This window comes from Paracoccus jeotgali (assembly GCF_002865605.1).
In the GTDB taxonomy this organism is placed as follows: domain Bacteria; phylum Pseudomonadota; class Alphaproteobacteria; order Rhodobacterales; family Rhodobacteraceae; genus Paracoccus; species Paracoccus jeotgali.
Genome location: NZ_CP025585.1, coordinates 1 through 14,361, shown reverse-complemented (window position 1 = coordinate 14,361; position 14,361 = coordinate 1). Strand labels below are relative to the sequence as shown.

General features: G+C 60.4%; 12 protein-coding genes and 5 pseudogenes. 7 read left to right on the top strand and 10 right to left on the bottom strand.

Going from position 1 to position 14,361, the window contains the following annotated elements:
- Positions 1–133: 133 nt before the first annotated feature.
- From CYR75_RS15810 to CYR75_RS15795, 4 genes are all read right to left on the bottom strand, one after another.
- Positions 134–400 carry a CopG family transcriptional regulator gene (locus CYR75_RS15810; RefSeq protein ID WP_101501215.1) on the bottom strand — a complete coding sequence of 89 codons (267 nt, stop codon included), beginning with the start codon at positions 398–400 and terminating at the stop codon, positions 134–136.
- A gap of 793 nt (positions 401–1,193) precedes the next feature.
- Positions 1,194–1,481, bottom strand: coding sequence for a hypothetical protein (locus CYR75_RS16150; RefSeq protein ID WP_158644707.1), 288 nt, complete (start codon positions 1,479–1,481; stop codon positions 1,194–1,196).
- Between the two features lie 60 nt (positions 1,482–1,541).
- Positions 1,542–2,168 carry a ParA family protein gene (locus CYR75_RS15800; protein ID WP_101501214.1) on the bottom strand — a complete coding sequence of 209 codons (627 nt, stop codon included), beginning with the start codon at positions 2,166–2,168 and terminating at the stop codon, positions 1,542–1,544.
- A 56-nt stretch (positions 2,169–2,224) separates the two neighbouring features.
- Entirely contained in the window at positions 2,225–3,067 is an 843-nt protein-coding gene (locus CYR75_RS15795; protein WP_101501213.1) for a replication initiation protein, read from the bottom strand.
- A 447-nt stretch (positions 3,068–3,514) separates the two neighbouring features.
- On the opposite strand from CYR75_RS15795, the pseudogene CYR75_RS15790 reads away from it, so the two are divergent.
- Positions 3,515–4,702, top strand: a pseudogene (locus CYR75_RS15790) (IS3 family transposase); the annotation flags it as partial.
- Between the two features lie 103 nt (positions 4,703–4,805).
- Positions 4,806–5,714 (top strand): annotated as a pseudogene (locus tag CYR75_RS15785) (IS3 family transposase); the annotation flags it as partial.
- A gap of 554 nt (positions 5,715–6,268) precedes the next feature.
- On the opposite strand, the gene CYR75_RS15780 reads toward CYR75_RS15785, so the two are convergent.
- The 5 genes and pseudogenes from CYR75_RS15780 to CYR75_RS15755 form a co-directional block, all read right to left on the bottom strand.
- Positions 6,269–6,589, bottom strand: a complete 321-nt coding sequence (locus CYR75_RS15780) for a hypothetical protein (RefSeq protein WP_101501212.1) — start codon at positions 6,587–6,589, stop codon at positions 6,269–6,271.
- A 457-nt stretch (positions 6,590–7,046) separates the two neighbouring features.
- Positions 7,047–7,271 (bottom strand): annotated as a pseudogene (locus CYR75_RS16770) (relaxase/mobilization nuclease domain-containing protein); the annotation flags it as partial.
- A gap of 110 nt (positions 7,272–7,381) precedes the next feature.
- Complete coding sequence (locus CYR75_RS15765; protein ID WP_101501209.1) at positions 7,382–7,627, bottom strand: hypothetical protein; 246 nt, start codon at positions 7,625–7,627, stop codon at positions 7,382–7,384.
- 1,314 nt (positions 7,628–8,941) lie between these two features.
- Complete coding sequence (locus CYR75_RS15760) at positions 8,942–9,460, bottom strand: group I intron-associated PD-(D/E)XK endonuclease (protein WP_101501208.1); 519 nt, start codon at positions 9,458–9,460, stop codon at positions 8,942–8,944.
- A gap of 234 nt (positions 9,461–9,694) precedes the next feature.
- Entirely contained in the window at positions 9,695–10,213 is a 519-nt protein-coding gene (locus tag CYR75_RS15755) for a hypothetical protein (RefSeq protein ID WP_101501207.1), read from the bottom strand.
- A gap of 135 nt (positions 10,214–10,348) precedes the next feature.
- Here CYR75_RS15755 and CYR75_RS16530 point away from each other — a divergent pair, with 135 nt between their 5' ends.
- Complete coding sequence (locus tag CYR75_RS16530) at positions 10,349–10,519, top strand: hypothetical protein (RefSeq protein WP_158644706.1); 171 nt, start codon at positions 10,349–10,351, stop codon at positions 10,517–10,519.
- Positions 10,520–10,654: 135 nt separating this feature from the next.
- Positions 10,655–10,861 (top strand): hypothetical protein, encoded by a 207-nt coding sequence (locus tag CYR75_RS16525; protein WP_225972960.1) that lies wholly within the window; start codon positions 10,655–10,657, stop codon positions 10,859–10,861.
- A gap of 2 nt (positions 10,862–10,863) precedes the next feature.
- On the opposite strand, the pseudogene CYR75_RS16520 reads toward CYR75_RS16525, so the two are convergent.
- Positions 10,864–11,034: pseudogene (locus CYR75_RS16520) on the bottom strand (IS3 family transposase); the annotation flags it as partial.
- Positions 11,035–11,248: 214 nt separating this feature from the next.
- On the opposite strand from CYR75_RS16520, the pseudogene CYR75_RS15740 reads away from it, so the two are divergent.
- The 3 genes and pseudogenes from CYR75_RS15740 to CYR75_RS16140 all read left to right on the top strand — a co-directional run bounded on the left by CYR75_RS15740 (position 11,249) and on the right by CYR75_RS16140 (position 14,149).
- Positions 11,249–12,287, top strand: a pseudogene (locus CYR75_RS15740) (NAD-dependent epimerase/dehydratase family protein).
- A gap of 21 nt (positions 12,288–12,308) precedes the next feature.
- Complete coding sequence (locus CYR75_RS15735) at positions 12,309–13,337, top strand: nucleotide sugar dehydrogenase (RefSeq protein WP_101501205.1); 1,029 nt, start codon at positions 12,309–12,311, stop codon at positions 13,335–13,337.
- A 53-nt stretch (positions 13,338–13,390) separates the two neighbouring features.
- Positions 13,391–14,149, top strand: coding sequence for a sulfotransferase (locus CYR75_RS16140; RefSeq protein WP_158644705.1), 759 nt, complete (start codon positions 13,391–13,393; stop codon positions 14,147–14,149).
- Positions 14,150–14,361: the final 212 nt, after the last annotated feature.

The window sequence follows — 14,361 nt, the reverse complement described above, 5'->3', positions numbered from 1 at the left end:
TTCCCCAACTTGGCCAGTTCGACGTGGCGAGCGAATGTGGCTTGGGGAGGCACCCCAGTAATTTTCGCGGTAGCAAGATGTTCTACTTGCGCACGGGCAGGGCAAGTATTTGCGTGTCTACGCAAATACGCTTTCATGCACCTACGCTGCTAAGGTATTCCGTAAGTGCGCGCTCCAGAATGTCCTGATGGGTTTCATCCGTTGTTGCCGCGTGCAGTCGCAGCCGACGATAGGTCTCACCGTCCAATGCGAGCGTCAGCCGCTTCTCCCCTACCCTTTTCTTCGGAATCGGTTTGACTGCAGAAGGCTCTCGCCCTGCCTCGCGCTCAGGAAAGACCGTATCAAGGGGTCTGGTGTCTGTGTTCAGTAGTTCGTCGAGCGTCACAGGTTTCTCAGCCATTCAAAGCCCCTTTCAAATACGACCAGACAGCCATGATTTCTGACGCCGCCTTGGCATCCGATGTCTCTGTCATACCCTGCCCCGTTGCTCCTGTCTCCGCGTAGCAACGCACTGAGCAACATCGACCGGCGCCACGTGTCCGCGCTAAGCCAAAACAGGTGCGCCTCCGTCGGTGATCCGAGCCCGCGGCGCTTGGGACAGCGCGAAGGCGAACGGCACACGGGCACGATTGAGGGATGCAATCGTAGCATCCACCGCACGAAGATCATCAGGGGGCGGTCGGACCGGGATGAGAACAAGGTCAGCGGCACCCAATGCCTCAGACAGCCATTCCCGGGCCGGGGGGGCGATGATGCAGAGATCCAAACGCGCCTTGGCGGCTGAAGGCGCGCCTGAGCGCCTCTGGTGCAGGATCTCTTTTAAGCATGGCCAGCATGTCGCCCTCGCGGCTCTCCCGCCAACCACGAAGCTGGCTGTGGGGTCCAAGGCTAGGCACAAAACTCGGCCGCCTTCACTTAGGCGGCCACGGTGAGGTTGCGGGGCAAGGATTATCTTACCTGAGTGCGGAGCTGGGTGTGGTCCTCTTAGGGGAAGCGCTTGACCGTTGCCTCCTTGATCGTTCGGTTCATCCGCTCGACTTGACCATTGATTTGGCTTTGTCAGGCGGTGCTCTATCCCGTTGCAGGTGGCGCGAGACATCGACAAAGCGGACCCATTTTTAGACTGATCTCTCCCTTATTATGCACTTAGTTACGTGTGCACAAATGCACTCTTGAATAAGTTCACCCCTGCACTATTCTCCGAACACTCGGCTTGCTTCATGCCGCTTCCAAAGCTCATTTATGGCATGTTCGATCAACTCTGAGTTGTTCATGTCTAAGCGCATTCGCAGGATGGCAACCCTTTCAAGAATCTGATCGCCCTTATCAAAGTAGGCTCCCAGATGCTTCTGCCCCGCCCTCGTTGATGCTGCCTTAGCACCCGGCCGCCCTGGAGAGGCTGAGTCAGAGGGGGCCTCATTGTGGTCGGTCTCAGGCTCCGCGGTCTTCATTGCCGCCAATAAAGGGTTTGTTTTTTTCATTGCCAGCCTCCCTAGCAGCCTACTGTTCAATATAACTAGTATGCATTTGTGCACAATTGCTCAATTGCCGAAATGCAGCTTTTTGTTTACCCATGCCCACAGGTTCGCCACTTCCTCGGCAGCCTTGCTGTTAGGGTCGATTTCCTGAACTGTCTGTCCGGAGGCGCTGGCGTCTCGGTGGATCTTCCTGCGGTGGAGGACTGCCGGCGCGGTTTCTGCACCCATCGTATCAATGACTTCTCTTGTATGGGCGACCTCCGCCAGACTGGTAGGATTGGCCATCGTGATCACAGCATAGGCTTGGCGTGAAAAGCCGCGGCACAGACGCAACGTGCGGGGCATCTGTTCCAAGGGCTCGATGTCGGGTGTCGTAGGTATTAGAACCAGATCGGCGACCTCGACCGCTGCTGGTGCCTCTGTAGAACGAGCAGGAGGCGTGTCAATAATTACGAGATCAGCCACGCCCCTTGCTTGGGCCAGCTTCTTCGGTAGCTCGTTCTCTGTCGCAAAAACTACGACTGGCATATCCGCTTTACGTCGCTCTGCCCACTGGCTCACGCTTTGCTGCGCATCCATGTCCAGGATGAGGACAGATAACCCGTCCCGACTTGCAGCGACTGCAAGAGAGCGTGCGAGAGTAGACTTACCGACGCCCCCTTTCTGCATAGCAATGGCAATTATCTGCATGGCTGCCTTTCTGCACACGTGCACATTTTCATTTACGGGTCTGTGATGTGACGTATTTAGGATGGATCGAAGATACCAAGGCAGGGGGGCTCAGGTTCAAATAAATCGCGCTGCTTGTCTTGTTGCGCCTCCCACTGAAGCTTTCGCTCTTCGATTGTCTTCATCCACCACGAAAGTCTCAACTTGGTGATCTTCCTGCCCTTCGTCTCAACAACGTCCACGCGGCATGAGAAGGGGGCTAGGGCATTCACTTCAGCGACGGCCGGTTCGATAGCCTTGCGTCGCAAAGCGGCAAAGGGGCCAAGTTTACCCTCAGGAACCCCTAGATAATCTCGCAGCTCCTCAGTCTCAAAATCGTTGTAGAAAATGTGCTTCAAGCCGATCCGCTTGGCAATTATCTCATAAAGAGCCATGCCATATTTAGTGCTGAAGCCATGCAAAATCTGCATTTCTAGACGGGCGAAGATCTGGCTGTCACGCAGGATGGGCAGCAGTTTGGGGTGCAGCTCATATGTAAGCATAGTAGCAATGCCGGGCCCAAACTTCTCGACATCGGTTGGACCTAAAAGGTGCACGTTGCGAGTGGAGCCATCCGACATTCGAACCCGAACCACTGTCTGCATCAGACTAAGGATCGACTCCGTCACACGATCATTGGAAGTATGGTTACCGCGCAGCTCCGAAAATGAAATTCGGTGCTCTCTGCCTTCGGCAGCCATTTCAGGACCAAACGCATTTGAAAGCAACTGGTTATAGATCCGACGAGCTGCCAGTGTGATCTTCTCGCCGCCACGGACCTCGATCAATTCTGCCGGTTTGATAACCTCTCCACGGCGCTGGAACGCGTGGAGGGTTCCCCGCGTGCTATCGTGACTTTTAGGGCGAGGTGCGTCTTGCATACATGGTGACCTATACTGCCTAGCGGTCACGTTAGGCTAAAACTGCACTTGTTTGGAAGGCAGAAGCTAAGTTTTCTGCATGAGGCTACCGTTAAACACGCAGCGTCGCCCCAAAAGTCACCTTACCTCGCCCCAAAAGTCGCTTATCCTCGCCCCAAAAGTCACCTTACCTCGCCCAAAAGGTCAGCCTAGCTCCTTATTTTCTTTATCGATCAGTAACTTACTCGCGCATAAAAAGGAAGAAATAAGAAAATAACAAAAGGAGACGTTGTCCGAAACGACAAGGACGAGGCACGGGCATCGAAATAACCGAAGGTCATACTCGCTCGCCGGGCGCCTCGGCTATACTCAGTCGACCAAGCCGCTTCCTAGGTTATAGAACGTGACGTTGCCCCCTCTGCCTAATCCAGTTTGAGGTAGACTCTGGCCTAACCGAAAGGACCAGAGATGAAGCGCAGCAGGTTCACCGAGGATCAGATCATCGGCATTCTGAAGGAGCACGAGGCGGGGATTTCCGTTGCCGATCTTTGCCGTAAGCACGGCGTCAGCGATGCGACCGTTTACAAGTGGAAAGCCAAGTATGGCGGCATGGATGTCAGCGAGGCGAAGCGTCTGAAGGCGCTTGAGGATGAGAACGGCAGGCTGAAGAAGCTGCTGGCCGACTCCATGCTCGACAATTCGGCCTTGAAGGATCTGCTCGGAAAAAAGTGGTGACGCCCGCCGCGAAGCGGCAAGCGGTCGCGCATCTAGTGGCAAGTCACGAGATGAGCGAACGGCGGGCGTGCCGGGTGATCGGCTGTTGCCGGATGACCATGCGGTATGAGGTGGTCCGCCAAGACGACCCTGTGCTGCGCGAGCGGCTGAAAGAATTGGCAAAGGTCCGGCGCCGGTTCGGGTATCGTCGGTTGCATGTCTTCCTGCGGCGCGAGGGCCACGAGGTCAACCACAAGCGCCTGTTTCGCATCTACCGCGAAGAGCAGTTGCATGTCCGTCGCCGGGGCGGGCGCAAGCGGGCCATGGGCACACGGGCCCCGATGGTGCTGCCTTTGCTGCCAAACCAGCGCTGGTCGCTGGACTTCGTGTCAGACCAGCTGACCGATGGCCGCCGGTTCCGGATCATGACCGTGGTCGATGACTGCACGCGGGAATGCTTGGCGCTGATCGCGGACACGTCGCTCTCGGGGGCAAGGGTGGCGCGGGAACTGGCGACGCTGTTCGACACCCGCGGCAAGCCTCAGACGGTGGTCAGTGACAATGGAACCGAGTTCACCTCGAATGCGATCCTCAAATTCGTGGATGACCGCAAGTTTGACTGGCATTACATCGCGCCCGGAAAGCCGACCCAGAATGCCTTCATCGAAAGCTTCAACGGTCGCCTGCGAGACGAACTCTTGAACGAAACGCTGTTCCCGTCCCTGCACCATGCCCGCGCAACGCTGGTCGCCTGGCGCACGGACTACAACACCGAACGCCCCCACTCCCGCCTCAGCTGGCAGACCCCAGCCGAGTTTGCCGAAACCTTCACCCCCGCAACGGGGCCTGACGCTGCGCAATCCGCAAAGCTCCGCGCCAGCCCCCGTTGCCCAACCCGCCCAAATGGGCAAAACTCAGTCCCGGAGTCTCGCTCACGCTGGATAAAAGTTGGGGGCAACGTCAAACGCATGCCCGGTCTCGCATGACCTGCCACGGGATTTTTCCTCCACCGTTGATTAGAGTCCCAATCTGAGGACGGACAATGAAGCGAACGAGATTCACAGACGAGCAGATGCTGGATCTGGCTGCGATGAAGGATCTAGTTTCAAAAAAGTGGTAGGGCCCGCGGTGAAGCGTGAAGCCGTCGCGTATCTTCGGGCCGAGGTGCTGCGCGGTCGATTACGGGACCTAGCCAACGAGCGCCGGCGGTTCGGTTGCCGGCGCCTGTTCGTGCTGCTGCGCCGCGAGGGTGAGCCCTCGGGGATCAACCGTATCTATCGGCTCTACCGCGAGGAGGGGCTGACGGTGCGCAAGCGAAAGGCCCGGCGCAAGGCGGTCGGAACACGAGCCCGATCCCGGTCGAGGCGCGGCCCAATGCGCGCTGGTCGCTGGATTTCGTCCATGACCAGTTCGCCAACGGCCAGCGCTTCCGGGTTCTCAACGTGGTCGACGACGTCGCCCGTGAATGTCTCGCTGCGATCCCGGACACCTCGATCTCAGGGCGTCGTGTCGCCCGGAACTGACGGCCCTGATCGAGCGCCATGGCAGGCCTGGAATGATCGTCTCTGACAACGACACGGAGCTGGCCAGTAACGCGATCTTAACCTTCGCCGCCACCCACCAGATCGAATGGCACTACATCGCGCCGGGAAAGCCCATGCAGAACGGTTTCGTCGAAAGCTTCAACGGTCGGATGTGCGATTAACTGCTCAATGAGACCATGTTTCGCAACCTGGCCCATGCGCGGATCGTGATCAACGCCTGGACCAAAGATTATAACAACGAGCGCCCGCATTCTGCCTTGGATTACCAGACCCCGGCCGACTATGCGCGGACCCTGACCACCGCAATCGCCCGCCCCGCTGCGCGAGATGAAAGCTCCGCGCGTCGGGCGATTGCTCAACCTGCGCCAACCGGCGTAAACATCAACCGGGCTCCGGTCGCGGCTGGATGAACAATCAGTGGCAGGTCACGCATGATACGCTACACGCTTCTCTCACACCCCTGCTTAAAATCCAGGCCCGTCCCAGTCCTCCTCCTCGTTCGGGGAACTTGCCGGGTCAGGCGCTTCGAGAGGAGGGTCCCTCACGAGCGCTTCCGTCCCATGTGCCAATGCTCCCAAGACCGGCCCAGCATCAGATGACGCTCTAGGGTCGCAAATTTCTGCTTCGCCGGGATCTGCTGCTAGCACGCTCTGTCCTGGGTGCCGTGCGGGTTCCAGGGCCACCTTGGCCGGCCTCGCCACCTTCACTCGCAGATCAGATTTCGGCCGCGTGACTGGCTGCGGCCGCCGCTTCGGCTCAGGGTACTCCGCCTGGTAATCTGCGATGAATGCATCGGCCTCCGCCCCGGCCACACGCCTGCGCAGCGAGGTCGCCGCGACCTCGGCCGCACTGCCGTCTGCGAAACGGACCGAGAGGGCAGGCTGGTCGCGGTGCCTCAGCAGCCGCCAACCCGGTAGGCGCCGGCGCAGGTGCCGGAGAGTGCGGCGCAGGAGCTCGGCGAGGGTCAGGCGAGGGGGGTGCCCAACTGCGTGCAGATTGCGGCGAGCATCTTGTCCTGACTTTGCAGCCGGTCGTTCAGAGCGGTGATCTCTTTCTTCAGCGCCTCGCGCTCCTGCCGCTGCGCGGTGACTTCCTTCTCGATTATGATCAGCACGTTGACCAACCGCTGCCCCAGATCCTGCTGCTCGGGGTTGGGCTTGTTCAGCAGGTCCAGCAGCAGGTTGGTGATGCGATCCAGCTTCTGGTCGTGACGCAGCTGACCGCTCAGCAGGGTCTCGCCCTCCTTGGGCAGGCGAAGGGGGGTGGCTGACGAATGCAGGTCCATCGAAGATCTCCATGATTTGGTTTTGATAGGGCAGAAGCTGGCGCAGGATATGGTTGAGCGCGAGCTGGCCCTGGGCCGGGATGAGGGCGGCGGCATGGGCGAGACGTTTGAGGATCTCAGGGGCCTCCCAACCGGGACCGAGGGTGCGGCCGGAGAGGCTGCCGTGTGGTGAGGTCCACCGGGTGGCGCGTGCATCGCTCTGATAGCCGCCGGGCAGGGCGCGCATGCGGGCATTCAACTCGGCCAGCGAGGTGGGCTGGGTCGGGAACGCCGCCGCGAGGTCGGCATGGAGCCGCTTGGCCGGCGCCGATTTCAGCCGCCGCGCGGGCTGAACCGGACGCAGCGACGGGATCGCCGGATCATAATACGCGGGCAGCTCAAGCCCGAGCCGCACGGCAAGCTGCTGATGCAGGAGGTCGGTCTGGGCGCGGGTATTCGCCAGTTCGACCGGCACACCGCGAAAATCACAGCCGGCCAGGACAATGTGGACATGATCGCAGTCGGTGTCGGTGTGGCGCGTGGCAAACCAGCCGTGCGCGTGGGGATCGACGGTCAGGCCTGCCAGCGTCGTCATCACGATGCGCAGCCACAACTCATCGTCTGCACGCAGCCCCTTCGGCAGCGAGAGCGTCACATGGACTGCCGGCCTGCCGCGACTGAGGGCCTTGACGTGGTCTACCATCCGGTCGGGCTTGAGGATGGGCAAGGTGCCGCCCAGGGGCTCGGCGCCGTCGCGCAGCGCATACTCGATGCAGATCTCGGGCCTGGCATGGGCCTTGACGATGGGGCGCATCAGTCCGCCCTCCCGCGCGGCAGCTGCGTCAGCAGCTGATCGAGAGCTGCGAGCAGGAGATCGCCGTGCTTCGGCGAGATGCGCAGCTCTTTCTGGCGCATGTCGCGCAGCAGGGTGTTGCAGATCAGCAGGGTCTGCCCGAGCGCCTGCGCCGTGGACGTATCCGTGCGGGCGCTCTCGGCGATGACAAGGTCACGCAGATGCCGCGCGACGGGATAGCCCCGGGCCTCCGCTGCCGCCTGCAAGGCGGCGAGTTCGTCGTCATCGAGCCGCAGCTTGATGATATTGTCGCGGGTCCCGCCGCTGAGCCGACCGGGCGGACGGGGGCGGGCAGGGAGGGGGCAGGCTTGGTCATGCGTCGTGTTCGTCTTCGTCTCTGTCTGGCGTGGTTCTTCGCTCTCGGAGCAGGATCGAGAGCTCGACCGGGGTTCTCCCCAACGGCATGCTCCGCGGCAGCGACGAAAATCCAAAGCCATAAAAATCAGAGAAGACTCTGCGGAAGAAGGTCAGGCGCTGTCCTGCCGCTGTCCTGTAATCACGCGGACCGGCGGAGGACGGACAGACAGCCCCGCCTGCGCGCGTGCTGCGTGATCCGGAAGATCGAATGATGATACATTACCGATTAGTTTTTGGTATCAGGAATACCGGTCTGCCTCGCTCCCCTGGCGGAGCGATTACCCCCGGACTAGGCCCCTCTCTGAGGCCAGGGTCGGGTTGGATTATGGTGGGCTGCGGGGGTCGGTGCCGCCGTCGCGGACCTGCCATGCTTCCGGCTCGTTCCGAGTTGGACGGCGAGGTCCAGCAACCCGTCACCCCGGTCGCGCGGGATCGCCGCCCGCCCGGGTTCCTCGAGAGGCCAGAAAGGGCGCGCGAGGCCGCTCGTTTCCGACGCCGACGGCCGCCGCACAAGTGGTTCGCGCCGGCGAGGAAACCGGCGCGCCGCTGCTTTGCGGGGGGCGGATTTTGGCAAATCGGGCCCCCTCTTAGGTTCTATGCCGGATTATCCATTATTATCAAATAGATGAACATCGAGCCCAGAACCCCAATTTCGATAGATGGATAGTAGTCTCGCGGAGCCGTATTCCGGCACATGTATAGTAGCTGGAATAGGGCGCCGGGACAGGAGCGGGTCAGCGGCGTGGACCGAGGCAGGCTGGGGGCGCGGTTCCGGTCCGGATCAGGTGATCTTTGAGAGTCGGTCGCGCCCAAACCTGCCCCTGATCTTCTCCTCAACACCCGGCTGATCTCCCTCGCATGAGCGGGTCATTCGCGCCTGCCGATGCCGGCACGAGCGCGTGGAGGAGGGCCGGCGTCTGATACATTGCCGATACGTTTTTGATGCATTGATGGTATCGTAAATAAATCTGATTTGTTTACGATACGTGAAATATTAACGATGCATTGATGGTATCACCAAGACCACCGGGAGAGCCATCACGCCCGCCCCATCGCAGGCTCTGGCTGAGGCTGGCAGGAGCCGTTCCTGCCCCCCCCCCCCTGCGGTCCCGACGGGCGCGCCGCAGCGCTGGTGCGGGCGGGCATGAGGCGGGTCGTCTGCCTCACGACGGGGTCTGGCGAAGCTCCGAGAGGGCCTCGAAGAGGCTGTGAGTGGGATGCGCCCGCAGCTGCGCAATCACACTGACAGGAAGACAGTGCCGCTCGCGGCGCTCTGCGGTGAAGAAGACGCATTCCTCGGGCAGGATGACGAGAGCCGCGAGGTCGTAGTCGCATCTCTCGTAAGGGCGGGTGCCCAGGGGGTTGTTGCGGTAGCCCTTGGACATGGTGAAGCGATAGGCGCCCTTATAGGGCCGGGTCGTGGCCTTGACCTGCACGCGCAGCAAACGGTTCTGCCAGACCATCATCAGATCATGGTGCAGATGATCGGGCGGCTGCAGGACGGTGAAGCCGATGCGGATCAGCTTCGACATGACCAGGAGCTCTCCGGACAGGCCGATCTCCCTTGCGTGTCGGGAAATCACCTGCGGCTCGACCTCGGGATAGGCCCTGAGCGGGTCATGCCCGGTGTCGGGACCGCCGTCCCAGAGGTGAGAGCCCGGCAGGGTCAGTTGGCGGGCCATCAGCGCAGGAGCCCAAGTGCGGCAACGCCGGCAAGCGGAAGAGATGCGGGCCGCGATGTGCGGCTGGAATGGCGGCAGAACATGGCGTCTCCCTCGCAGGGCAGGCGACAGCATCCCGGGCCGATCCCGATCCAACAGGACTGGCATCCGGTCAGAGCGGAGACCGGGGCACGGGACATGCGGGATCAGCCCGAGGAAGCGCCCGGGCAGATCTGCGATGCTGTCAGGGAGGGATCAGGCGGCTTTCGCCGGCAGCGATCCGGACGCGGCAGCGCCGTCAGCGCTTGCCACAGCCCGCAGGCGCGCGACGCGCTGCCGGTAGCGGGGCAGCTCGGCCATCAGGTCGATGCCGCGCGCAGCGCGACGGAGCAGTGTCATCACGCCCGCCATTCCCGCGCCGGAGGGAGGCACACTAAACCGCAAGGCATCTTCCGCATCACAGCCCGGCTCCTCAGAGGAGATCAGCCCCTCCAGAACCGCCGCCATGCGCTGAAGCAGGATCTCGTGGGCCGAGGCCGGCGCGGTCCGCGCGATCTCGGCCAGATGCCCGACGAGGCGGGCGCGGGCGAGGATGGCCTCCTGCTCCCATGCCTGCTGCTCACCGACCTCCAGGTCAGCCGGGCACCCACGCTCGGCCACCAGATGCGTGGTCAGCGCCGCAAGCAGGTGCGAAAAAAGAAAGGTGAGAGGGGTCTGCGCAAACGGCAGGGTTTTCGTCACGCAGAGCGGCGTGGTAGGCGTGGCATCAGCCATGATCGGTCTCCTCGACTAGATCGGTCCGTGGTCAGGGGCCTCGAGGTGTCCAACCACCTTGGGTCCCGCTTGCTGTTGTTAGCAATCAGCAGTATCCTCTAGCTAGACCTGCTTGTCAACAAGAGAATGCTAACAATGTCAGATGAGCCAGAAAAACGCTCGGCACCGCTCGGCCTCAGGGTCCTGCCGTCGCTCAAATCAGCTTTGGAACAAGCGGCCAAGGATGACCGACGGTCCGTGGCGGCCATGGCTGAACTGATCCTCACCGACTGGCTTGAGGAAAAGGGATATCTGAGCAGACGTTGAAACGCCCACAGCTTGTCGCGCATCACCCACCCGAGAAAAAAGGGCGCCAAGGCATATCATCATGAACGACGAGAGGATCCGAGGTCTGACATGGTCAAAAGCCTGACGCGACAGGCGAACTGGCGCCGCGCGAACCTGCGCAAATACGACGCCCATCTGGCCGTGCAGCGGGCGTTGAACGCTGGCGTGCTGCAGAAGGAATGCTGCGAGGTGTGCGGCAAGGCGGATGTCGATGCTCACCATGATCATTATGACCAGCCGCTGAATGTCCGCTGGCTGTGCCGCCGACACCACGTCAGACTGCACCAGTTCGGCGAGGACATGTTTCCGCTGTGCAAGTAGGTGATATAGGCCTTCTTGACCCAGTCGTTCAGGGTTTGCGGCGTGCAGCCGATCTGCGCCGCGATCAACATCACCGCCTGCCAGCGCGACGTATGCTGACCCTCGGTCTCGAGAACCAACCGCACCGCGCGCTCGCGCACCTCAAGAGAAAGCTTGTTCGTGGTTTTGCTCATGATGCCCCAGCCTACTCAAGAACTGGAGTCTCCGGCAAACCCGGTGCGGTTCAGATGAACGTGGGTGTCACAGCGCTAGTTGAGGCCAAGCAGGATAACTTCAGCGGAAACGGGGGCTCTTCAGCAGAGTTTCCGCTCAGATCCTCCGAAGAGCTGTTACACAGTTGGTATCGGCTGCTATGGGACCGACACCATAAACAGCGAAGGTTGCGTCATGAGGGTTCTGGTTACCGGCTCGGCCGGGTTCATCGGCTATCATTTGTCCGATTTGTTGCTGGCCGAGGGCCATGAGGTCGTCGGCCTGGACAGCCACAACGACTACTACGACCCGGCGCTGAAGGCCGCGCGCGAGGCGCGCCTGAGCGGACGCGACGGCTTTACGCCAGTGCGCGGCAAGGTCGAGACGCCGGGCCTGCTGGCGGAACTGTTCGCCCGCCACCGGCCCGAGGCGGTGGTCCATCTGGCCGCGCAGGCCGGGGTCCGCTATTCGATCGAGAACCCGCGCGCCTATGTCGAGGCCAATCTGCTGGGCAGTTTCGAACTGCTTGAGGCCGCGCGCGCCCATCCGCCGCGCCACCTGCTGATGGCCTCGACCAGCTCGGTCTATGGCGCCAACACCGAGATGCCCTATCGCGAGACGGACAAGGCCGACAGCCAGATGTCCTTCTATGCCGCGACCAAGAAATCGAACGAGGCGATGGCGCATAGCTATGCCCATCTGTTCGACATTCCCACGACGATGTTCAGGTTCTTTACCGTCTATGGCCCCTGGGGGCGGCCGGACATGGCGCCTTACCTGTTCACCAGCGCGATCCTGGACGGGCGACCGATCAAGGTCTTCAATCATGGCGATATGCGGCGCGATTTCACCTATGTCAGCGATCTGGTGCGGGCGATCCGGCTGCTGATCGACGCCGCGCCCGGCCGCCCGGCGACGCCGGATCAGATCGAGCCGGCGACAGCCTCTCGCCCGTCGCGCCGTGGCGGTGGTCAATATCGGCAATGGCGATTCGGTCCCGCTGCCCGAATTCATCGCCGCGATCGAGGCCGCGTCGAACCGGCAGGCGATCCGCGAACTGCTGCCGATGCAGCCCGGCGATGTGCCCGCGACCTGGGCCGATACCGCGCTGCTGCGGCGCTTGACGGGATACGCGCCGCAGACTTCGGTTCAGGAGGGCGCACGCACCTATGTGGCGTGGTTCCGGGAATATTATGGGTGGGGTAATAGGCTGGAAAAAACGCATCTGCCCTAAAAGAGCACGTTCGCTAGTGCGATGGCTGAAAAGCATTCGAGAAAATTAGGGAACAACCTCGATCTCAGCGCCACGCTGGACCCTGAGCAGGCTTATCCGGGCGCGGAATATGTCGTGGTCTCCACGCCGACCAATTACGACCCGCGCAGCAACCGTTTTGACACCTCGACGGTCGAACGTGTGCTGACCGACATCCACCGCATCAACCCCGACGCGGTGGCGATCATCAAATCGACCATCCCCGTCGGTTTCGTCGACCGCATGCGCGAGGAACTGGACTGGCCGAACATCATCTTTTCGCCCGAGTTCCTGCGCGAGGGGCAGGCGCTGCACGACAACCTGCACCCGTCCCGCATCGTCGTGGGCGAGCGGTCCGAGCGCGGCCGCCGCTTTGCCGATCTGCTGGTGCAGGGCGCGATCCGCAAGGACATGCCGGTGCGCTTCTGCGGCTCGGTCGAGGCCGAGGCGATCAAGCTGTTCTCGAACACCTATCTTGCCCTGCGCGTCGCCTATTTCAACGAACTCGACAGCTATGCGCTGGCCCATGGCCTGAACTCGCGCGAGATCATCGAAGGCGTCTGCCTCGACCCCCGGATCGGGGACCATTACAACAATCCCAGCTTCGGTTACGGCGGCTATTGCCTGCCCAAGGACACCAAGCAACTGCTGGCCAATTACGACCAGATCCCGCAGAACCTGATCTCGGCCATCGTTGAATCCAACCGCACCCGCAAGGATTTCGTCTCGGACCAGATCGTGGCGCGCAAGCCTTCGGTGGTCGGCGTCTATCGGCTGGTGATGAAGGCCGGTTCGGACAATTTCCGCGACAGCTCGGTGCAGGGCATCATGAAGCGGATCAAGGCCAAGGGGATCGAGGTCATCGTCTATGAACCGGTGCTGGACGAGGATCTGTTCTATAACAGCCGCGTCGTCCGCGATCTGGAGGCATTCAGGGCCGAAAGCGACCTGATCCTCGCCAACCGGCAGGCGCCGGAGCTTTCGGACGCGGTGGAAAAAGTCTATACTTGCGACCTCTTCGGCATCGATTGATGATAAAATAGCCTTGAGCGTCTTGAACTTAGCTCTAGAACTAGTTCCGGCTGATGACAGTGGAGGAAATGTTGGGAGGAATTGAGGAGAATGGCAAGAGGATCATAATCGGCTTAGGATCTGGTCGATGCGGAACAATGTCGCTAGCCAAACTAATTAATGCGCAGACAAATTCCGTTTGTTTTCATGAACTAAATCCATCCGGCATGTCGTGGTGCGGGGCAGAGTATACAGTCCTATCTCTCCTGCGCGACTTCACCGCTATTATCGAAGGCGAAGAGAGAGCCATAACTGCTGACTTGGTATCGCCAGATCGCCTCTCGATAATGCCTCGGCTCCTAGAACTGCAAAATGTAGATGTATTGGGAGATGTAGCAAGTTACTATTTGCCTTACGTAGAGTTAGTTATCAGTAGAGCACCTGCCGCTAGATTTCCTTGCATGAGGCGAGACAAAAAAGAAACTATTGATAGTTTCGTTAATAAGCTCTCAGAGTTGCCTAATGAAAAACCTAGAAATCCTTGGGCGTGCCTGGAGGACAGGCGTTGGAGGCATGACCCCATCTGGGATCGGTGTTTTCCGAAGACCTCTAAGGTAAATGGTGAGGATCTGGCAGAATATATAGGAGAGTATTATGATGAATACTATAGAGAAGCCGAAATAGTCGAGAGGGAACACCGAGAGAACTTTAGAATCTTTGATACTAACGATCTTAACAGCAATGAGGGGCGCTCAGAAATTCTGAACTTTTGCCTGCCCGACGCCGATCATAAGAATTTTCATGTCCATAAGAACAAGAGGAAGTCTCATTAGTCTGGGGTCTCCAAGTGAAGGCGCCTGACTAACGCTCCCTTCAACGTTCAGTTTATCCCCTCCACCCCTTCATCTGCAGCCACTAGTTTTCCCACAGCACCCATAGCGGACAGCCGCTGGGGTGGATCACTTAACCACCGTAGAGCCACCGGTCAGCATGCAGGCAGTCGCCTGAACAATCTGAAGGTCTCTCTTAGGATCTGTAGGGGCTC